15 protein-coding genes are annotated in these 22,870 nt (G+C 42.3%); 6 read left to right on the top strand and 9 right to left on the bottom strand.

Annotated features, from left to right (window positions below; all coding sequences use genetic code 11):
- Window positions 1-65 precede the first annotated feature (65 nt).
- From accB to QYC40_RS02975, 5 genes are all read left to right on the top strand, one after another.
- Window positions 66-551, top strand: coding sequence for an acetyl-CoA carboxylase biotin carboxyl carrier protein (gene accB / locus QYC40_RS02955; protein ID WP_301992321.1), 486 nt, complete (start codon window positions 66-68; stop codon window positions 549-551).
- A gap of 62 nt (window positions 552-613) precedes the next feature.
- The gene (accC, locus tag QYC40_RS02960; RefSeq protein ID WP_301992323.1) at window positions 614-1,975 is read left to right on the top strand and encodes an acetyl-CoA carboxylase biotin carboxylase subunit; all 1,362 of its coding nucleotides are present in this window, start codon (window positions 614-616) and stop codon (window positions 1,973-1,975) included.
- 92 nt (window positions 1,976-2,067) lie between these two features.
- Window positions 2,068-2,937 (top strand): twin-arginine translocase subunit TatC, encoded by an 870-nt coding sequence (gene tatC, locus QYC40_RS02965; protein WP_301992325.1) that lies wholly within the window; start codon window positions 2,068-2,070, stop codon window positions 2,935-2,937.
- Window positions 2,938-2,946: 9 nt separating this feature from the next.
- Entirely contained in the window at window positions 2,947-3,384 is a 438-nt protein-coding gene (gene rpiB / locus QYC40_RS02970) for a ribose 5-phosphate isomerase B (RefSeq protein ID WP_260041052.1), read from the top strand.
- A 23-nt stretch (window positions 3,385-3,407) separates the two neighbouring features.
- Window positions 3,408-4,997, top strand: a complete 1,590-nt coding sequence (locus QYC40_RS02975; RefSeq protein ID WP_301992326.1) for a M28 family peptidase — start codon at window positions 3,408-3,410, stop codon at window positions 4,995-4,997.
- A gap of 87 nt (window positions 4,998-5,084) precedes the next feature.
- Here QYC40_RS02975 and QYC40_RS02980 read toward each other — a convergent pair whose 3' ends face one another.
- From QYC40_RS02980 to QYC40_RS03000, 5 genes are all read right to left on the bottom strand, one after another.
- Window positions 5,085-5,927 (bottom strand): transglutaminase-like domain-containing protein, encoded by an 843-nt coding sequence (locus QYC40_RS02980; protein WP_301992327.1) that lies wholly within the window; start codon window positions 5,925-5,927, stop codon window positions 5,085-5,087.
- A 41-nt stretch (window positions 5,928-5,968) separates the two neighbouring features.
- Window positions 5,969-6,634, bottom strand: a complete 666-nt coding sequence (locus QYC40_RS02985) for an ABC transporter ATP-binding protein (protein ID WP_301992328.1) — start codon at window positions 6,632-6,634, stop codon at window positions 5,969-5,971.
- A gap of 154 nt (window positions 6,635-6,788) precedes the next feature.
- Entirely contained in the window at window positions 6,789-9,173 is a 2,385-nt protein-coding gene (locus QYC40_RS02990; protein ID WP_301992329.1) for an ABC transporter permease, read from the bottom strand.
- A gap of 276 nt (window positions 9,174-9,449) precedes the next feature.
- Window positions 9,450-11,804: an ABC transporter permease gene (locus QYC40_RS02995; protein ID WP_301992330.1), complete on the bottom strand. Its 2,355-nt coding sequence runs from the start codon at window positions 11,802-11,804 to the stop codon at window positions 9,450-9,452.
- Window positions 11,805-11,985: 181 nt separating this feature from the next.
- Window positions 11,986-14,370 carry an ABC transporter permease gene (locus tag QYC40_RS03000; RefSeq protein ID WP_301992333.1) on the bottom strand — a complete coding sequence of 795 codons (2,385 nt, stop codon included), beginning with the start codon at window positions 14,368-14,370 and terminating at the stop codon, window positions 11,986-11,988.
- 315 nt (window positions 14,371-14,685) lie between these two features.
- Here QYC40_RS03000 and QYC40_RS03005 point away from each other — a divergent pair, with 315 nt between their 5' ends.
- Entirely contained in the window at window positions 14,686-15,099 is a 414-nt protein-coding gene (locus QYC40_RS03005) for a hypothetical protein (RefSeq protein ID WP_301992334.1), read from the top strand.
- Window positions 15,100-15,441: 342 nt separating this feature from the next.
- On the opposite strand, the gene QYC40_RS03010 is transcribed toward QYC40_RS03005, so the two are convergent.
- The 4 genes from QYC40_RS03010 to QYC40_RS03025 all read right to left on the bottom strand — a co-directional run bounded on the left by QYC40_RS03010 (window position 15,442) and on the right by QYC40_RS03025 (window position 22,767).
- On the bottom strand, window positions 15,442-17,892 hold the full coding sequence (locus QYC40_RS03010; RefSeq protein ID WP_301992336.1) for an ABC transporter permease: 2,451 nt from the start codon (window positions 17,890-17,892) through the stop codon (window positions 15,442-15,444).
- 137 nt (window positions 17,893-18,029) lie between these two features.
- On the bottom strand, window positions 18,030-20,378 hold the full coding sequence (locus tag QYC40_RS03015) for an ABC transporter permease (RefSeq protein WP_301992337.1): 2,349 nt from the start codon (window positions 20,376-20,378) through the stop codon (window positions 18,030-18,032).
- Window positions 20,379-20,751: 373 nt separating this feature from the next.
- Window positions 20,752-21,429: an ABC transporter ATP-binding protein gene (locus QYC40_RS03020; RefSeq protein WP_301992338.1), complete on the bottom strand. Its 678-nt coding sequence runs from the start codon at window positions 21,427-21,429 to the stop codon at window positions 20,752-20,754.
- A gap of 84 nt (window positions 21,430-21,513) precedes the next feature.
- Window positions 21,514-22,767, bottom strand: coding sequence for an efflux RND transporter periplasmic adaptor subunit (locus QYC40_RS03025; protein ID WP_301992339.1), 1,254 nt, complete (start codon window positions 22,765-22,767; stop codon window positions 21,514-21,516).
- Window positions 22,768-22,870: the final 103 nt, after the last annotated feature.

Genomic DNA, 22,870 nt, shown 5'->3' on the forward strand with positions numbered 1-22,870 from the left:
TCCGAGTTTTTATTACCTTTACAGTTAACAATTTTTTTACATTAAATAAACTAACCTACTAGCATATGAGTATGGATATTAAACAAATTCAAGATTTAATCAAATTTGTTTCTAAATCTGGTGTTAATGAAGTTTCTATCGAAGAGAAAGATTTCAAGATCACAATTAAAACAAATCAAGAGCCAACTTACGTTACAGCTTCAGTTCCTGCAGTAGCAGCAGCGGCTCCAGTAGCGGCAGCCCCTGCGGCAGCAGCTCCGATAGCGGCGGCGCCAGTTGCAGCAGCACCAGCAGCAGATGATGAATCGAAGTATATCACGGTTAAATCTCCAATCATTGGTACATTCTACCGTTCTCCAGGTCCAGATAAAGGGGTGTTTGTGAATGTGGGTGATGAAATCGCTCCGGGTAAAGTATTGTGTATTGTCGAAGCAATGAAACTTTTCAACGAGATTGAATCTGAGGTTTCTGGAAAAATCGTGAAAATCTTAGTTAATGATGCACAGCCTGTGGAATACGATCAACCATTATTTTTGGTAGATCCTAGCTAATCGTTAGTCTGCTGTATAGCAGACATTGTTGCTCAGGAAAAAGTATTACATCATTCAGAACTATGTTTAAAAAAATATTAATTGCCAATAGAGGTGAGATCGCATTAAGAATTATCCGTACTTGTAAAGAAATGGGTATTCAGAGTGTTGCGGTATATTCTACTGCAGATCGCGATAGTCTGCACGTTCGCTTTGCAGACGAAGCAGTTTGTATCGGTCCGCCAGCAAGTAAAGATTCCTATTTAAATATCCCTAATATCATTGCAGCTGCAGAATTAACCAATGCAGATGCGATTCACCCAGGCTACGGTTTCCTTTCGGAAAATGCCAAGTTCTCTGCGATCTGTGCAGAATATGGTATCAAGTTTATTGGTGCTACAGCAGAGCAGATTGAGAAAATGGGTGATAAAGCTTCAGCAAAAGAGACGATGAAGCAGGCAGGCGTTCCAACGGTTCCGGGTTCGGATGGTTTGGTGCCTGATGTGAAAACGGGTCTGAAGCTTGCCAACGAAATGACGTATCCAATTATTTTAAAAGCTACTGCCGGTGGTGGTGGTCGTGGTATGCGTATCGTTTGGAAAGATGAAGAGTTTGAACCAGCATGGGATTCGGCTCGTCAAGAAGCTGGTGCCGCATTCGGAAACGACGGCATCTATTTAGAGAAATATGTGGAAGATCCACGTCATATTGAGATCCAGGTCATCGGTGATCAGTATGGTACAGTATGTCACCTTTCTGAGCGTGACTGTTCTATCCAACGTCGTCACCAGAAATTGGTAGAGGAAGCTCCATCTCCATTTATTACGCCAGAGTTGCGTGCTAAAATGGGTGAAGCAGCTATCAAAGGTGCGATGGCAGTAAAATATGAGGGCGCGGGTACTATCGAGTTTTTGGTAGACAAACACCGTAACTTCTACTTTATGGAGATGAATACGCGTATTCAGGTAGAGCACCCTGTAACGGAGGAAGTAATCAACTTCGATTTAATTAAAGAACAAATTAAAGTAGCAGCAGGTATTCCAATTTCAGGAAAGAGCTATGAGCCAACCATGCATGCTATCGAGTGTCGTATCAATGCGGAAGATCCTTTCAATAATTTCCGCCCGTCGCCAGGGAAGATTACGAACTTCCACTCTCCAGGAGGTCATGGCGTTCGTGTAGATACGCACGTATATTCTGGATATACCATCCCTCCGAACTATGATTCGATGATTGCGAAATTAATTTGTGTTGCGCAGACTCGTGAAGAGGCGCTTAACACGATGGAACGCGCATTGAGCGAATTTGTAATCGAGGGTGTGAAAACAACCATTCCACTTCACCTACGTCTAATGCGTGATCCTAACTTTAGAGCTGGTAATTTTACCACTAAATTTATGGAGACTTTCGACCTGACGCAGTATCCTGATGAGGAAGTTGTATAAAATTTATTTTACATAAGCAAAACATGCCATTCTTCTTACGAAGAATGGTATTTTTGTTTTCTTACGAACAATTTACACGTACATAAACTTACATGTCCAAGAATCTAAAATTAATTGAAGCGATAAAGAACAAAGGCAAGAATCTTGAATCCGAGATGTCCTTTTTCGATCATCTTGAGGTGCTTCGTTGGCATATTATCCGTGCAGTAATCGCTGTTACTATTTTTGCGATCTTATCTTTTACCTTTTATGATTTTGTTTTCAACGAAATTATTATGGGTCCAAAGAACCTGGATTTCTGGACGTATCGTATGATGTGTAAAGTGGGGGATGCGTTGAATTTAGCAGGTTTCTGCGTAGAGAAGATTCCGTTCAATATTATCAATACAGAATTGGCCGGGCAGTTTATGCTTCAGATTAACTCCTGTTTATTGATGGCAGTAGCTTTGGGCTTTCCGTATTTGTTATTTGAGGTTTGGCTCTTTATCAAACCGGCATTAACGGATATTGAACGCAAATCGGCTCGTGGTTTCGTATTCTATGCGACTGTTCTGTTTATTATCGGTGCTTTATTTGGTTACTATATCGTTGTTCCTTTATCGGTAAATTTCCTAGCGAACGTATCCTTAAGTGAGGAAATTACGAATCAGATTACGATCGATTCGTACTTGTCGACAATTGCGACATTAACTTTGGGCTGTGGAATTATCTTCCTTCTTCCCATCTTAATATTTATTTTATCGAAGATTGGTATCATGACGCCCGAGTTTATGCGTGCGAGTCGTCGATACGCTATCGTTATCATTTTAGTCATTGCAGCAATCATTACTCCAACGGCAGATATTATTACCCTATTGACGGTAAGTGCGCCGATGTTCATTTTATATGAATTGAGTATTATGGTTTCAGCAAATGTAAAGCGAGCGAAAGAACAAGCAGAAAAAGAATTCTATAACAGTTAATAACATATCATGTCAAAAAAAATTGCAATTGGTGGAGATCATGCTGGTTTTGAATATAAAGCAGCGATCATTGAATTTTTACAGGAATTAGGTTATACCGTTCAAGACTTCGGTACCTATTCTACAGATTCAGTTGATTACCCTGATTTTGCTCACCCAGTAGCGAGCAGCGTAGAGGATCAATCGAATGATATGGGGATCCTGATTTGTGGATCAGCGAACGGGGTTGCTATTACAGCAAACAAACACCAAGGGATTCGTGCAGCGATCTGTTGGTTAGAGGAAATCTCGGCACTAGCACGCCAGCATAACAATGCGAATGTTGTTTGTATCCCAGCACGTTTTATTGACTTGGATCTTGCAAAACGCATTGTAAAAACATTCTTAACGACCGACTTTGAAGGCGGTCGCCATGAGAACCGAGTGAACAAGATTGCTTGTTCTTAACCCATTATTTTAAACGATAGATTATGAGGAAATATTTAGTATTGTCATTCTTGCTACCTGCAATGTTCAGTTGCACGATGGCACAGAATCCTACACAAAGTAAATATGCGGAGCTATTGACCGTGGAGTCAGCGAAAGCACATTTGACGACTTTAACGTCTAAAGAATATGCAGGACGTGGGACGGGTCAAGAGGGAGGTCAAAAAGCAGCAGAATATATCGCCAATACATTTAAAGAACTGGGTTTAAAACCCGCAGTAAATGGTTCATACTTTCAGCCCGTAGCTTTAGAGAAATCGTCGTATGTTGTTGAGCAATTTAAAATCAACAAGCATGAGTTTACAAATGGCAAGGATTTCTTTGTTCAGGGCTCGAATGATTTAGCAAGCTTTGATGCGAACGAGATTGTATTCGTAGGCTATGGTATACAATCGGAGACATACAATGATTTAAAAGGTCTAGATATTGCCGGAAAAGTAGTGATGTTCATCAGCGATGGAGAGCCTACCGATAACAACGGAAACTCGTTGATTACGGGCACCAAGACGCTGTCGGACTGGTCTACGAGCCGCTTTAAGAAGGCTCAAGAATTGATGAAGTTAAAGCCGAAGCTTATTATTGCTACCGGCAAGCAGACATCAGATATGATCGCTCGTTTCGGAGGTCGCTTAACTGGCGGACGCTTTATGTTGCGTTCGGAAGAGAAGAAAAGTCCGTCGACCGGCAACACCGGAACTCCTGTGGTTAACATGACGCTGGAGACTGCCAACGAGGTATTAGCGGCTAAGAAAACTACGGTTGATAAGGCGCTTGCTAAAATCAACAGTACGAAGAAACCGAATTCTTTCGTAGTCAAAGCGGATGTGAAAGCGAAGATGGGCGTGAAGGCGGAAGAGTTCAATGATCCAAACGTATTGGGCGTAATTGAAGGAACAGATAAAAAGGACGAGATCGTTATTATCTCGGGACACTATGATCACGACGGAATTCTTCCTGACGGAACATACTTCCCTGGTGCAGATGATAATGGATCGGGTACTGTGGGGGTATTGGAATTAGCAAAAGCATTCGCTGCAGCTAAGAAAGACGGTCATGGACCTAGAAGAACAATCCTTTTCATGGGCTTTGCAGCTGAAGAAAAAGGCTTATTAGGCTCTAGCTACTATTCAGAACATCCTGTATTCCCATTAGCAAATACGGTTACTTGTTTGAATATGGATATGATCGGTCGTATCGATGACAAGCACTTGGCCGGAAATCATAACTATATCCATGCAATCGGTTCGGATATGTTGAGTAGCGAGTTAAAAGCTATCAACGAGGAAGCCAATAAGACCTATACGCAAATGGAATTAGACTATATGTATGATGATCCGAAGGATCCGATGCGTATTTACTACCGCTCAGATCAATATAACTTAGCGAAGCATGGCATCCCGGTAATCTTCTTTTTCTCAGGCTTGCACCCAGATTACCATACTCCAAACGACACAGTTGACCGTATCGACTTCAATATGATGACGAAACGCGAGAAACTGGTGTTCCACACAGCATGGGAAATCGCAAACCGTGATAATAAGCTTGTCGTTGATAAAAAGCCGGAAGCTTTGTAGTTTTAGATTTTAGATATAAGACATTAGATATTAGAGTAGGGCGCCGATAAGGCGCCTTTTTTTTGAAATAGTAGTAAGTACTAACTACTAGTCAAGCAGTCCCAGCAGCAATTCGATGTCCATACGTTTTTCGGCATTATCGATATGTTCGTATGCAGCGACGAGGTTCCGTAGCACGCGCTTAACGATAGCGAGGTTATCGCAGGGTAGGGTGTATTCTTCGGATAGGGGAAGATTGAGCTGCCTCAGGAAGGCGAATATATCTTCCTCGCGCATAATTTGTCCGCGGTTAAATACATTGATATAAAAGGCAACCTTATCGTTGTCTTGGCTATCCATGAACGCGAGGACAAAATGCTTTGGCAGGTTTACTCCGTAAATTGGGATATCTAATTTTTGGGCGACAAGCGCATAGATACAAGCTATGCTAATTGGATTGCCTTTTTTTGTTTCCAATACCTTGTGGATAAAGGAATTCTGGGGGTCGTGGTAATTGGACGTATTGCCCGACAGTCCGAATTCGCGGAAGATGATATTATTCAGGAGCTTCACCTGTTCCAATGGACTCATGTCGTACATCAAGTGATACCATGCGTTGCGGCGTAGTTCTGCCAGCTGATAGTAAACCTGATCTTCGTTGAGATTGGGATATTGATAGCGGTTTATAATCAGCAGACCCTCTAAAAGATCTTCCTGATTATTTAATTTCCAGAGCTGTAAATCGTTCTTAACCTGATCGAATTGGATCTTATGGATGATATTTTCGATTCGGCTTTGCGAGAGCGGGTCGAACGAGGATTCCCATGAGCTTTCCAATAAAGGAATTACTTCCGGTCCACAGGTGATGAGTTTATGTTCAATTTCCTGAAAGATTCCTTTATCCGGGTCATCCAATAAGGATATAAGTGCCTTTATTTCCTTTTCATTCACAATTAAATTTAAGGAAATAAAGACATATATACAAGAATGGGTTAACGCTTTACGATTTGTCCATCGAGCAGGTCGATTATTCTTTTGCCATATTCGGCATTTTTCTCCGAATGTGTCACCTGAATTATCGTCACACCTTCGTCGTTCAATTGTTTGAACAGTTCCATAATCTCTTCGCCTTGTTTGGAGTTTAGATTCCCTGTAGGCTCATCCGCCAAAAGCAATTTTGGTGATCCTGCTAAGGCACGTGCAATCCCTACAATCTGTTGCTGTCCGCCAGATAGCTGCGCTGGAAACAAGTCTTTCTTGCCAACGATGTTGAAGCGATCCAACATGTCGCTTACTACGGCTTTGCGTTCCGAAGAGGACATGTTTTTATAGATCAGCGGGGTTTCTATGTTTTCATAGACAGTCAGTTCATCGATCAGATGGTAGGACTGGAATACATAGCCTATATGGGATTGAAATAGCTGACTACGCTTCTTAGTTTTCATTGCCAAGACATCTTCACCCATGAAGTAGTAGTTACCTTCATCAGGTTCGTCAAGCATGCCAATCACATTTAAAAGCGTCGATTTCCCCGATCCTGAAGGCCCCATAATCGAGATAAAGTCGCCCTCCTCGATTTCTAGATTGATGTCTTTGAGGACAAAGGATTTTGTACTTCCTAGGTTATACCATTTGAATATATTTTCTAGACGAATCATTTTTTAGTAGTTAGTATTTAGTAATTAGTAGTTAGACCTATGTTTGTTAGTTTGTTTGTATTCTGTTCCCTTTATTCATCGATTTTCGAACATTTGATACTTGCACTTCCACTCTGCTCTAATATCTTATGTCTTAGATCTGACGTCTAAATTATTATTCATCCCTCAGACTATCTACAGGGTTTGCTTTTGCGGCTTTTACCGCGTGGGATCCTATCGTCAGGAAGGACACCAAGAGAGTCATGAGACCTGCTAAAAGGAATACCCACCAGTCCATATTGGTATGATAAGCGAAGTTTCCTAACCATTTATTCATAGCTAGAAACCCTAAAGGTACGGCCAATAGAAACGCAATGCAGATTAAGCCGATAAAATCGCGGGTCAGTATGCCGACAATTTTACCAATGGAGGCTCCCAGAACCTTGCGGATACCGATCTCTTTCACACGTTTCTGGGTTGCATAGGCAGATAATGCGAACAAGCCGATACAAGCAATACTGATGGTGATCAACGCGAAGAGCTGCATGATCTTGGTGGTTTGCTGCTCCTGCTGATATAATTTAGCATAATCATCGTCTAAGAAATGGGACTCGAACGTGCTATTAGGTTTCATTGATTTCCAAACTGCTTCCATATCTGCTAAGGCTTGTTTGGTATCGGCTTGATCCTGTATTTTTACGAATATATTTCCAAAATAGTTGTATTCGGGGAATAATACGACAGGCTTTACCTCATCGCGTAGTGATGCGAAGTTGAAGTTGTCGACCACTGTTTTGATATTTCCCTTGCGACCGTTGAGGACTAGTCTTTTTCCGATTGCCTGTTCTGGCGTCCAGCCTAGGTTCTGTGCTGCAAGCTTATTGATTACAAAGGCTACCGAGCGATTGTCGGATGTATCCCTCGCCTTCAATATATCGGCATCTGTTAAAGTTTCTCCTGCTAACACCGGTATCTCGAACACCGATAAGAAGTCCTTTTCAATGGGAATGGCGGTGATACTCAGTGAGAAATCAGCGGCTTTTCCTTCGGCTTCGGTAATGGTATATCCACCCTGAATATTCACGGGGGAGTCGTAGGACGCCGATACCGATTTTATGGTATTCTTTCCGAGCAACATCGTCTTCAATGTTTCTCTCTCTTGCTGGTTCCACACGTCTCCGTCTAACACGACAATACGTTCTCTGTTCAAACCGGTGTTGGTATTTTGCAGGAACTGCATCTGTTTATAGGCGAAGAAAGTACAGATTACTAAAAAGATAGAAACGGTGTATTGAACGGTTATCAGAATATTTCCGATGTTGAATTTAGATGACCGCGTTGATAGTTTTGCTTTCAGGACTTTTATCGGTCTGTATTGGGCGATCAACCATGCTGGCCAGCCGCTCGCTAATATCGATAGCGTGATGAAGAAAATAATGATTGCGACAAAGAATAGGGGTTCCTTCCATACTTTCAGCTGCATTTCGGAGCCTAGGTATTTAGCGAAAAATGGGAATAAGAAATAGGCAAGTACAAAACCAATCAATAGACTGATAAATACCATTAAACTGCCTTCAAATAGAAACTGTTTGAAGATTGTGTCTTTACGCGCACCTAATACTTTTTTAACTCCGATTTCTTTAGCTCGTTCAGCTGCTTGTGCAAGCGAAAGGTTCATGAAGTTGATGCAGGAGATCAGCAATAGTGCTAGCGCAAGACAGGCGAATACGTAGATGTAGACTATCTGTCCGGAACCCGCAGCCTTAGAATGCAAATGTAGCCTCGGTAGACTTTCCATGCTCATTTTGATGGAATAGCCGTTTGCAAAAGCATCTTTGAACATTTCTTCGATGCGGGTGTTGAATTTCTTTTCTAAGGCGCCAAGTTGACTAGGATCTTTCAATAGCATAAATGTCATATCATTTGCCGATCCCCAGTTTTCTTCTTTATAGCGTTGTAATCCTACATTTGATAAAAGTGCAGAGAATTGGATTTCCGAGTAGGTGGGAGGGTTGTCGATCACTGCCGTTACGATACGATCGGTATCATCAATACGCAGCGTTTTGCCAATGGGATCTGCTTCCTGGAAATATTTGAGGACAAGATCCTTTGTTAGAACAATAGTATTCGGGTTAGCGAGCGCGTTATGAGCGTCTCCAGCGATGATTGGATAATCGAATACCTCTAGGAACTCCCTGTCAACAAACTTCAGCTTGCTTTCCTTCACCCAGTCATTTCCTTTTCTAATCAATGCTGCATCATTATATTGGTATGCCCGTACAGCCTTTTCTACCTCCGGAAACTCACGTATCAATAATGGCGCAACGGCTGTAGGAGTGACGCTGCTTTCTTGGAACTCATTACTTTCTCCCGATTTAAATGCCGCACTCACCAAGGCTATCCGCTCAGAGTTTCCCAAGAACCTGTCGTAGTTAGCCTCATGATAGATATACCCTGCTAATAATAAGAAGCATGTTATGCCTAAGCTAAATCCAAGGATGTTGATCAACGAAAAACCTCTGTTCTTCCTGATGTTTCGGAATGCTGTTTTTAGATACATATTGTTAGATATTAGACATTAGATTATAGACATAAGACACTTGAAGATGGCATTATCAGATTTCAGATAATGCGTATAGTAAATTTTCGCATCAACTTTAAAAACTTAAGTACAATGGCTTTGCCGATATTGTAAAGAATTGGTTCATAGTATTTTTTGTTTTATTCTGTTCCCTTTATTCGTTCAGTTTCGAACAGTCTCAGTCCAATTTCGAACATTTGATACGTGCTCTTCCACTTTGCTCTAATGTCTGATGTCTTAGATCTAAAGTCTATATTATTCATCCCTCAGGCTATCCACCGGATTGACGCGGGCGGCCCTGTAGGTCTGCCAAGCGATGGTAATCATGGCGAACGTCAGTGCGATTAGCCCTGCTAAGGCGGGCATCCACCATTTGATTTCAATACGGAAGGCAAAGCTTTGCAACCATTTGTTCATCGCAATCCAAGCGATTGGTGCAGCGATGAGGAAGGCGATACTGATCAGTATGATAAAGTTTTTGGAGAGCAACAGGATGATATTGCTGATCGATGATCCAAGCACTTTGCGTATGCCGATCTCTTTGATCTTTCCGTTAATCAGGAGCACTGTTAGTGCGAATAGACCCAGACAAGAGATAACGATAGCTACGGACGCTCCTGTAATCACTATTTTTCCAAAGCGGCGATCGTTCTTATAAAGATTCTGTGTATTCTCGTCGAGATAACTTGCCGCAATATTGGCGCGGGGATTTACTTTTTTCCAGATGGATTCTACATTTTCCAGTGTCTTGGTAAGATTATTCGTCTCTACCCTGACAAAGATATATTGCAGGGGAAATATATTGGGATTGACAGACATGGTTAATGGGCCAACTTGTTGTTTTAAGTCTTGGAAGTTGAAGTTGTCGACAATGCCGATGACGGTCGGCGAACCGTCCATTCCCAGTGGTTTCCCTAAAATAGCATCCTCGCTCCCAACAGCTAATGCCATTTCTTTGTTAATAAGCACCGCGTTTGTGTCAGTTCCAAAGCTCTTATCGAAGTCTCTGCCGGCAATTAGCTGTATATCTAAAGTCTTCAAATAATCATAATCTATCCTGAGGAAGTTCGTGATAATCTCTTTCCCTTCATGGTCGAATCCGAACCTACTGGTGGATGTACTGTTATCTCGGCCTTGTCCAAGGTTGATATCCGAGCCGCTGACGCTCTTTGCCCATGGTTGTGCAGCAAGTTCAACCCGCATGCGTTCTAAAGCTTGTTGACCCTCTATACCTCTGCCTATAGGAATGCTGATTACCTCACTCTTGTTAAAACCCAAAGGCTTGTTTGCGAGGTAGTGAAGCTGAAAGCTGATGACAATGGTCGCTATACAAAGGATGATTGCGATGGAAAACTGCAATACCGTCAAGCTGTTTTGCATCGTAGTTGATTTTAATTTCCCGGTGCCTTTAAGACTTTGGATAATATTGGCGCGCGCCATGCGGAGGGCAGGATAGCCGCCCGTAATTAACGTTAATACAAGAAATGCAGCAAGGAATACAGCGACGTTTAATGGGTCGAAGAGCTGTGTAATTTTAAAGTGGTATCCCAGAGTCGCATTGTACTCCGGTAATATAAGTGCTGCCAATAAGATTCCAAGCACTAATCCGATAACACAAATAATAAAAGATTCTACCCATAGCTGTTTGAAAAGTTGGAAGGTAGTTCCTCCGATAGTTTTTCGAGTGCCAATTTCCTTAATACGGCTTAGTGAATTTGCTAAGGAGAGATTGACAAAGTTGGAACCGGCGATAAACAGGATGAGTCCGGATATTAACAGGAGTATCCAGGGAAATGTTGAAGTTTCCACCGATCCATAGGCAACATCGGTCAAGTGCAGATCTGATAGCGGGAGCAAGTGTATATTGATATAGGCGCCGTGTGCATCAGGCTTTGCGCCATCTCTTTTTAGTTTGCTGATTTCATCGCTATAATGTGCTTGGGCAAATCCTCTAGACGCGTCTACGAAATGCTGCTCATCCAGTTTGGAAGATTTAACTTTCACCAATAAGGAATGATCCTTGTGTCCCCACTCATTCATCCGCTCTTGATATTGAGGCGACTTCTCAAAGCGGGCTAAGCTGTTGAATTGTATACTGGAATTTGCCGGAACAGATTTTACCACTGCAGTGACCACGGTGTTTTCCCAAGTGCCGGTTTGGTTAAATTCCAATGATTTACCAAGAACGTCGGTGCTGCCGAACAATGCTGTTGCGGTATTTTCATCTATAACCAAACCATCGAGATGATCGAGAGCCGTTTTATTTCCGTACAACAACTCGAAATCGAACATCGAAAGGAAGGGTTGATCGACATATTTATTGTTGCTTCGGACTTCCTTATCCGCAACTCGCAATAAGATGTTCCCATTGTATAGTCTGCTAACTTCTGCGACCTCAGGAAGCTCCTTTTTCATCAAGGGAGCCAAAGGAGCAGCCACACTTGTGTTATAGTTAGTTCCATTGGCAGTATTTGTCTCCATGTAGACCAGGCCAATTCGGTCAATATCTTTGTGGAAGTTGTCGAAGGATAGCTCGAACATGGCCGTTAAAAACAGAATGGTCGCTGTTGCTATCGCGATAGAGAACCCGAAGATTTGAACAAAAGTCAAAGACTTTGTTTTTAGTATCGTGCGAAAGGCTATTTTTAACATTTGGTTAGTATTTAGTAGTTAGTATTTAGTATTAAGACCTATAGTTGACATCGATTTATTTGAAACTTATTCTTTGTTAACCAGCATAATACCCCGCAGAGGTCTAACGTCTCAAATCTAATATCTCATATCTAAAACATTATTCATCTCTCAAGCTACTCACCGGATTCGCAATCGCCGCTTTGATGGATTGCCAGCTGACGGTCACTATGGTAATTAGGACTGCTAATCCTCCTGTTATGGCGAATACCCACCAGGAAATCCCCGTTCTATAGCTGTAGTCGGCAAGCCAGTTGTTCATGGCATACCAAGCAATAGGAGAAGCGATAAGGAAGGCGATGCTGACTAAGACAATAAACTCTTTTGACAACAGGCTTGTCACTTGCAGAACCGAGGCTCCCAACACTTTGCGGATACCGATCTCTTTCGTTCTGTTCTCTGCCATATATGCCGCGAGCCCAAATAAACCAAGACAAGAAATCAGGATAGTAAGTCCCGCAAAGAGGGTTACTAATTTTCCGGTACGCTCGGCAGAAGCCACTTTGTAAGCATAATCCTCATCCGTGAAATCATAAACAAACTCATAATCCGGATTCAATTTCTTTAAGACCTGTTCAATCTTGTTCAGACTTTCCTTCGTCTCAAATCGATCTGAAAGTTTCATATGTATGGTCGTTGCATAATAAGCACGTGGCCCACAGATCATCATGGGTTCAATCTTATCAACAAAAGGTGATTCAAAGACAAAGTCATTTACAACGCCGACGATCTTATAGTTGGCTTCTTTATAGCCTACGTGGTTGATCAATTTGCCGATCGGATCTTTAATTCGCATCGCTTTAATGGCTGCCTCATTCAATAGAATGGCACTAGTATCTGTTGGGAATTTGTTGACATCAATATCGCGACCTTCGAGGATCTTCAAGCCCATCGTCTTCGCAAAGTCGGCATCCGTTCCAAACTTTACAAATACGGTTTGCTCGTCCTGCTTCGTGCTGCCGTCCCATTCTAAACCCCATTGATCGCTCCATCTTTGTGTTATTGGGCTCAGACTCTTCGTCATCGAACTAACGGCTCCTGTGTTTAATATTTCATTTTTAATCAAGTCATAATTCGAGCGTATCTTTCCTTCAATCGGTACAGCAATCAACTGTTCCCTGTCATATCCCGCATCTCGATCCAAAGCATAGCGTATTTGATTGTAAATAATGATGGTCGAAATAATTAACGTGATAGCGAAGGTGAATTGAATAACAACCAAGACTTTGCGAGCTGAAATTGCACTTCTTGCGGACTTAAACGTTCCTTTCAATACTTTAACCGGATTAAATGAGGATAGGAAAAAGGCTGGATAGCTTCCGGCCAATAGTCCTGTAAACAGGATAAAGGCAATGCTAAATATCCAAAATCCAGGTTCATGTATAGGAACGATCAGTTTCCCGCCGACTAATTGGCTATAGTATGGAATTGCTAAATAAACCATGCCCAATGCGATGATAAAGGACAGAAAACTCAAGAAGACGCTTTCGAAGATAAACTGTGCAATTAAGCCGGTCTTCGTCACGCCTACCACCTTTCGGATTCCCACTTCCTTCGCACGCTTTTCGCTCTTCGCCGTGCTCAAGTTCATAAAGTTGATACAGGCGATCAATAAAATGAAGCCTGCGATGGCTGTAAACATGCGTATCTTATTAATTTCGCCAGCAACGAGCTGCCCATTCACATCCTTATTGTACAAATACTTCTTGTCTATTCGATGCAGGAATGGCTCCGCTGTAATCGGCAGCCCAGCACTTTTGGTGTTGTCCTTTGCCAGGTTCTTAATCTTGCTTTCGAAAGCAGTCTGTGAGGCACCTTCCTTTAATAATACATAGCTTGTTGTTGAAAATGAACCCCAGCTATCATCCTCTGGATTTATGCGCTTGGCGTAAGAACGAGGAATAAGGTATTTGAAACCAAACTTGGTGTTGTTTGGAAGATCTTGGAGCACAGCGGTTACAGTAAACTGCGATGCAGAGTCGACCGTAAGGGTTTTTCCCACTGGGTTCTCATTCCCAAATAAGGTTTTCGCAAAAGAGGCTGTCAGCACGATATCACTAGGGTTTACCAATGCTGTATTCGCGTCGCCTTCCAGTACCGGAAAGCTGAACATGTTCAAAAACACGCTGTCAACAACGGCGCCATATCCTTTTATCTTCTTATCAGCAATAGTGAAAAGATTAGAGCTCCCGTTATAGATAGTTGCCGCTTCGACCTCCGGGTAATCCGATTGCAAAGTCTTGGTCAACACTTTCTGTGTATTGTTGTTAACCCAAGTTTCAATACCATCCGTATCACGATTGTAGACTACATATAGACGATCAGATTTCTCATGGAACTTATCCATGCTGTATTCACGCTGAATCCAAAGTGTGATTAGGATGGCTGCTGCCATACCAATAGAGAGTCCAATAATATTGATTAAAGAGAAGGCTTTGTTCTTTGCGAGATTACGGGCGAGTATTTTAAAGTAATTGCGAATCATCTTTTAGTAGTTAGTATTTAGTACTTAGTATTTAGACCCATATGCCTTATTTTAATTCGGCAACTATTAGATAGCCACTAGGATGCCATTGTTTTAATCTTTTGATAATAAACCGATTAAAGCTTGTGGGGGACTCTGTTAATGTTCGAATTCGAACAGTCTTTGTGCGTATGCGAACAATGTTCTAGCAACCTAAATTTACAGACTTAGAGGTAAAATAATATCTCCTCTTTTGAAATCTCCTCTTGCAAGTCTTCTATAGAATGGCAGGATAATTGCGTTCCACCATTGATACACAACTATAAATAAAACCCTATGAAATCAACAATTAAACTTGCTGTCCTAGCTTTGCTAGCAGTCAGCACGACAGCACTATCGTCATGTAGTAAAGATGAAGAATCAGGACCATCGATTGATGTGGCGACAGGATCATTCAAAGGGACGCTAAAGTCCCGACTTCCAGGAAAAGCATACAACACAACAGCGAATGCTATCGTAACGGTAAGTAAGCAAAATGGTTCAGAGATGAAGATTACCATGCCGTTTCCCGAAGGAGCTTATACGCGCGTAATCAAAGTGGCTAGTATGGATGGAGACATCATGAGCGAAGATCCTCAAGACCCTGCAGGTATTTTTATCTATTATACTGGAACTTCCCAGCTGTCTATAAGCAGTCAACCCTTGGCTGCAGATGCGGTACAGTTTAGCTTTCAAGGGCCGAAGCAGTAGGGGAGAAATTAGATTTAGATATAAGACATTAGATTTAAGACATTAGACGTGTGGCGGTTTTTGAACGAGGAAAGGAAGGGTCAGCGTATTGTTTTGGAAATAAAGAATGCAAGGAAGGGCGGTTGTTTTGAACCAGGAAGGGAAGGATTTTTGGATAAGCAGGATCCTGTCAATCCTTGCATCCTTCCTTTCCTGGTTCAAGACGAATTGTCCCGGTTCAGATGATACCTCAAACAGCAAAAGGCGCTTAATCGGCGCCCTCCTCTAATATCTAAAATCTTATATCTCATCTCTCTACCCGCCCTAGGTCTAAATACTAAGTACTAACTACTAAATACTAACTTACTCATCCCTCAAACTATCTACCGGATTGGTCTTTGCGGCCTTGATTGCCTGATAGCTCACTGTCAGTAGGGCTGCGATTAGGGCGAAGAGTCCACCTAATACAAATGGAATCCATGATAGCTCGATGCGGTAGACAAAGTCTTCCAGCCATTTGTTGCAGGCCCACCAGATGATCGGACTAGCGATGAGGATAGCAAGGATTACCATTTTTACAAAGTCTTTCGACAGCATGCCTACAATTCCCGATACCGTAGCGCCCAAAACTTTGCGGATCCCGATTTCTTTGCTGCGTTGAAAGGCCGTGATAGTCGCAAGTCCGAATAAGCCCAAGCAGCTGATGATAATCGCGATGCCTGTACTGATGTTCGTTAGTTTGTATAGGTTTTGTTCTTTTTTGTACATCGCGAGAATAGACTCGTCGTAGAACTTATAGGCAAAAGTATCTTCAGGGAAAAACTTTGACCAGGTAGACTTCACTTGTTCGATGATTTGCGGCCAATCCTTCCTATTCGACGCGTTTAGTCGGATACCGTAATCCCCTAACCTTTGCTTCGAGTAGAGAAGTGCCAGAGGCTCAATGTTCGTGTAAAAGTCTCTCGTATGGAAGTCTTTCATTACCCCTACAATTCGCTGCTCATAGCCTTTCTGACCAATTATCTCACCTATCGCATCTTGTGGATTCTTAAATCCATATCCTCTAGCTGCGCTTTCATTAATAATATAGCCGTTGGTGGTATCCGATGGTAAAAGGGGAGTTCCTGCAATCAGCTTTAAGTCGTAAAATGAGAGGTACTCCTGATCGATTACTTTCGTGAATATGTTTTGTGAAATAGACTCCAGCTGTCCCTTCGGATAGTAGTTCATGTGAGAAGAACTATAGTCGGGCGATAGCGGAGCAGTTCCCATGGTTACCGCCTCAACACCTGGTATCTGACGTAGTTCATTGCTGAGCGTTATCTTCTTCGTTTCGAAGTTAGGATCTTGGAAAAGCTTGTAAGGTATTTCAGAAAGAATCACAGCGTCTTTGTTGAAACCCATATCTTTCTCCACCAGATATTTCAATTGCTGCCCGACAATCAATGCTCCAACAATAAAAATTTGGGCAATGATAAATTGGAAAACAATAAGTGCCTTCCGAAGATTTATCTTGTTTTGTCCGACAGTAACGGATCCTTTATTTCGAAAAATATCAACAGCATTGACCTTGCTGATAATCCATGAAGGATAAAATCCCGCCAGTACACTTGTCGTTAATAATACGAAAGCAATGAAGGCTATAAAAAGTAAAGGATTGGAGTGGGTCTTGATGTTCTCGGATAGTAAGTCGCCAAGGAATAGCATAGCTAATTGGACCACAAAGGCCGACAAAATGGTCGCTAATCCAACGATAATCGCGGTTTCCGTCATCATCTGCCGCACTAGCGATTTACTGGATCCTCCAAGTGTTTTGCGAATCCCAATTTCTTTGTATCGTTGGGGTAGCTGCGCTGTTGTCAGGTTGATGTAGTTTATACATGCCAACAGAAGCAAGAAAATCCCAATGCCAATCAGACCATAGATCACTTGCAAGCTCGTTTTATCAGCATCCCGTTCGTTCATGTGCGACGCAAAATGCGACTCTTCGATCGGCATGAAGTTGATGCTTCTCGAATATTCATAAGTAGGGTTGGTCTCTGCTTTAAACTCTTCCCATTTATTCTTCACTGTCGCTTGTATCTCCGTTAATGCTTTATCAGCTGCAGCCTTATCCTTAACCAAAATATACACTTTATCCGCGCCGTTGCTGTTTGTCCAATTGGCTAGTCTTTTATCTTCCGCCCTTTCCTGTAAAAGGAGAAATTCTTGACCATTAAATTCAGATGGGAATGGAAGATTCTCTACAATGCCTGAAATCGTTTTCTTCAGGGAATCATTATACACGATGGTCTTCCCTACAATCTCCTGTGGGCTTAAATTGGGGAAGTAATACTTCGCGCGTTTCTCCGTCAAGACCAGTTGAAAAGGGTCGTTCAACGCTGTTCGCTTATCTCCGGCAAGCCACTTGTAAGGTAGCATGTCAAAATAACTGGGAACCGTATTGATTACTGCGGTTTCCATATATTCAGGCTCTTCCTGCTTAGCGTCCTGACCAGCCACAGCAGGTATATCTACCTTCGCAACAAACATCCGAAAGCTAGGAACAACATTTTCAAGATCATCCATTTCCTTCTTCATATGGAAATAGATCGGTCGCGATAAGCCCCCAAACAGTTCATCCTTACCATCTTTCTTAAAATTTGATAACACGCGATAAACATTTTCCTTGTTGGGAATGCCCTGCTCATAACTCAGCTCATAACTTACAAACCGGTAGATTAACCAGCAGGAGCTAATCCCAATCGTTAACCCAAGTATATTCAGAAAACTGAATAGCTTATTTCTTTTTAAGTGGCGAAGAGAGTTAAACATTTTAGTGGTTCTTTTAGTATTAAGTATTTAGTAGTTCTTTTAGTATTAAGTATTTAGTAGTTAGTATTTAGACCTATGGCGGAATATCAGATATTAGACGTCAGACATTAGATATTAGACCCGATCCTGTCAATCCATCATTCATCCCTCAAACTATTCACCGGATTTGCTATGGCGGCTTTTATCGATTGATAGCTAACGGTAAGTATGGCGATTAGAACAGCGCTTATTGCAGTTATTAAAAATATCTCCCAGCTGACGGATATACGGTATGCATAAGTACTCAGGTAGCTGTTCATTGCCCAGTAGGCCAAGGGGAAGGCGACTATGCAAGCGATGATAACGAGCAGCACAAATTCCTTGGAAAGCATGCGTGTTACTGAAAATACCGATGCACCCAATACCTTGCGGATACCGATTTCTTTCGTTCTGTTCTCTGCCATGAAAGCCGATAGCCCGAATAATCCCAAGCAAGAGATAAAGATGGTTAGCCCGGCGAATAATGACGCCAGCTGTCCGGTCTTTTCCGACTCGTTAAACTTTTTCGCATAGTCGTCATCAACGAAGGTATATTCGAAAGGGTAGAGCGGATTGTATTTCTTTAGAATGGCTTCCGTTTTATCTAAGGCCTCACGCGTATGTAAATTCGCTTGGAACTTAATATGCGTGGTTGCTAAATAGCCATTGGCTCCCTCGATGATCAACGGTGCTATAGGATCATAAGGCGACTCTTGTATAAAGTCTTTAATCACACCGATGATTTGGTAAGACTGACTGCCGTCCTTAATAATCTGTCCGATAGGATCCGCAAACCCAATTTCGTTTGCTGCTGCTTCATTGATAATAGCCGCTGCCGAGTCCGTTGGGAATTTGCTGAGGTCAAAATCACGACCTTTCACTAACTCCAGACCGGTTGTTTCTATCAGCTTATCGTCGGCGGCCGTACGATTAAAGATTACTGTATTGTCTTTTGATTTCCCTGCCCACTCAAAACCGTTGCTATTGCTCCAGCGTAAGGTAATGGGCGACATTGTCCGGGTCACACTGCTAGCAATACCTTGTTCCAGTAATTCCTGTTTAATCGATTTGAAATTCTTCTCAAAATCCCCATTTTCGTAGATGAAAATTAAACGCTCTTTATTATAACCAACCTCCCGATCTTGCGCATGTTGTATTTGCTTACGAATCGTGATCGTACTGACGATTAATACAATAGCGATAATAAACTGACTCACGACTAATACCTTTCTTGTACTAAAGCTATTCACCTTGAATACAAACTTGCCTTTAAGTACACGGATTGGTTTGAACGAGGATAAAAAGAAAGCCGGATAGCTGCCTGCTATTAAGCCCGTAAAGATGATGAATGCCACAAAGGCAACCCAGAAAACAATGCTATCATATGGCAATGTTAGTTCCCGATCGACTAATTTCGAATAACTTGGTAGTGCGACGATCACAATAAGCAGCGCGGCAAGTCCTGCAAAAAATGCCAGCAAAATGGACTCCGACAGAAACTGTCTGATCAGGGATGATTTTCCGGCACCCACTACCTTTCGGATACCAACTTCTTTCGCTCTCTTTTCGCTCTGCGCTGTACTCAGATTCATAAAGTTGATACAGGCGATGAGTAGAATAAAGCAAGCAATCAAAAGGAAAATACGCACGGTATCAATTCTACCGCCGGCATTCACACCGTTCTCATATTTATCATACAGATGCATATCTGCCAAAGGTTTGATCAGATTGTCGGCGTTTGTTTCGGTATGCCGTTTCACCAGCCCTTTAATATTCTTGCTTAACAAGTCAACATTCGCTCCTTCTTTCAGTAAGATATAGGTCTGTAATGTATTATTGTTCCATTGCGTGTCGCCAGGGTTCTTGCGGTCATGATATTTCATCGGAAGCAAATAGCTCGTTTTACTGTAGGTGCTATTGGCTGGAAGATCTTTCAATACGGCAGATACGGCGAACTGCTCTTCATTATTGCGTTGAACGAATTTCCCGACAACATCAGTCGAATTGAATAATTTCTTTGCTAATGACTCCGTCAGGACGATGCTGTTCACGTTAGAGAGTGCAGTCTTCGTATCACCAGCGAGAACCTCGAAATCAAAGATGTCAAAGAAGTGCTCATCTGCAAAAACGCCAGCTTCCTTATTCAACTTGTTCTCTCCAACGGAAAGTAAATCATTGCCACCACTTTCTACACGCACGGCATGCTCGATTTCCGGAAATTCCGTTTCCAACGTCCTTGCCATTACGCGAGGGGTCCAAAACCATACTTGTAGCTTATCGCCCCAGTTTGCTCGGTTCCCCACAACATAGGTCCGATCGAGATTACTATATTGACGGTCAAAAGTCACTTCACTCCGAATCCATAACATAATCAGTATCGCGGCCGCCATACCAATAGCTAAACCAATAATATTGATCGCCGTGAATCCTTTATTCTTCTTGAGGTTGCGAAAGGCTATTTTAAACATGGTTTTTAGTATTTGTTTTTTTAGATTTTAGACATTAGATATTAGACATTAGATTGTTGCCTCGTCTTTGAACCAGGAAAGGAAGGATGCAAGTATTGACAGGATCCTGCTAATCCTTAAATCCTTTTTTTCCTGGTTCAGACTAGATATTAGACATCAGACATTAGATATTAGACCCGATCCTGCTAATCCTTAAATCCTTTCTTTCCTGGTTCAGACTAGACATTAGATATTAGACCCGATCCTGTTAATCTTAAAATCCTTCCTTTCCTGGTTCAAGACAACTCTCCTTGCTAGTTTAAATCCAAGGTTTAAGACGCCATTCTAATGTCTAAAATCTTATATCTAAAATCTAACATCTCATATCTAACATCTAATTTCTTACATCTTCCAATATCACTTGTCCGTCGAGCATTCTGATTACGCGATCGGCGAACTTGGCGTCGTATTCCGAGTGTGTTACCATAACGATGGTTGTTCCGGCTTCGTTCAGTTCGGTTAGTAGTTGCATAACGTCATTACCGTTGCTGGAGTCCAGGTTACCTGTGGGCTCATCGGCTAGGATTAGCTTGGGGTTGTTGACTACGGCACGGGCTACGGCAACACGTTGTTGCTGACCGCCGGATAGCTGCTGTGGAAAGTGATTGCGACGGTGCATGATCTGCACTTTTTCCAATACTTCTTCCACACGCTTCTTGCGCTCGGCTGCCGGTACATTGGTGTAAACCAGCGGAAGTTCCACGTTTTCAAAAACCGTCAGCTCGTCGATCAGGTTGAACGACTGGAAGACAAAGCCGATGTTATGCTTGCGTAAATCGGAGCGCTTATTCTCCTTAAATTTTGCGACTTCAATATTGTTAAACAGATAACTGCCTTCGTCTAAATCGTCCAACAGGCCTACTATATTTAAAAGGGTCGACTTTCCACATCCGGAGGGACCCATTACGGCAACAAACTCTCCCTCTTTCACATGTATATTAACATCGTTGAGCGCAATAGTCTCCACCTCTTCGGTGCGATAGAATTTCTGTAGGTTGCTTATCTTGATCATATGGTATCTATAATTTCTTTGTTTATCTTGCATCATTTGCGACCTACTACTTCCATTAGGATGAAGCAGCAGGCACAATGATCTCTACTGTTTTATGCTCAATTCTTGTATCTTATCGTAAGTTTCATAGCTTGAAATAACAACTTTGTCCCCAGGCTTCAAGCCGCCTAGTACCTCGTAATATTCCGGGTTCTGACGACCCAATTGAATATCGGTACGGTATGCTGTATTTCCAGATTTATCCAACTTGAATATCCAGTTTCCGCCAGTCTGCTGGTTAAAGCCACCTTTCGCCAATAACACCGCTTTGGTCTTATCGCTTAATGCCAAACGTATCGGCAGGGTCTGTCCGCGGCGGATACTCTCAGGTCTCGCACCAACAAACTCCATATCGACTAAGAAGCGACCATCTTTTACCTGTGTGTACACTTTTTTGATGCGCAGCTCGTAAGTCTTGTCATCAATGCTAAACTGTCCTTTCAAATCCGGAAAGATGCGGTTGATGTAATGCTCGTCGATTTCTGCACGTACTTTAAAACCTGTCAAGACATCAATCTGCCCTAAGCGCTCGCCTGCAGATTTATTCTGGCCGATCTCCGCATCGAAGGAGGTCAGTTGTCCATCAACCGGAGCCCTTAAAATCAGATCGCCCACTTTCTGGCGCATCAACTGCAAAGCACTCTGCGTACGCTTATACGTCTCGCGATCCTGATTCAGTTTCTGTGCATTCGAAACCTCGTCCTGTCTTACAATCTGATTGGTTAATCCGATACGCTCTTTCTGGTAATTATACTCATTCAACGATTTTTGATATTCTTGCGACCCGATTGCCTTCTCTGCCAATAATTTTTTGTTCAAGGTATAAACACGCTCCGCTTCCTTTAGCGCCTGCTCCACATCCGCCATCTGATTGCGGTTGTTGATGGTAGCCTGCTGTGCGCTAGTCTGCGCAATTTGAGCCTGTGTCAAGAGGTTTAAAACCTGCGTTTCCTGATTGATAAGACTTAATTCCAAATCCGTATTCGAAAGACGCATAATAGGATCTCCTTTTCTCAAATGTGCCCCATCTTCCACATATTTCTCCTCCACACGACCACCAACCGAAGCATCCAGATAAATACTGCTGATAGGCAGTACCGTACCATTAATAGGTATAAACTCTTGAAAGGTATCTTCTTTTACTTCAAAGATAGAAATACGCTCCGCTTCCACATTGAGTTTGCTATTGCCGCTCGTAAAGTAATAACTCGCGCCTATCAAGCCAACCAATGCAACCACGCCACCAACCGTTAAGATCCGCTTCGTATTCCATGTCTTTTGTTTAATTGGTCTGTCCATTTATTTTATTCTTTACGATAAATGCATAGATAAGGTTGTGCCAAAGTTGTAATATGCTGTAAATCAGTATTGTTTTGTGCATGCGCACTTTGCTACTGTTCGC

This window comes from Sphingobacterium sp. BN32 (assembly GCF_030503615.1).
In the GTDB taxonomy this organism is placed as follows: domain Bacteria; phylum Bacteroidota; class Bacteroidia; order Sphingobacteriales; family Sphingobacteriaceae; genus Sphingobacterium.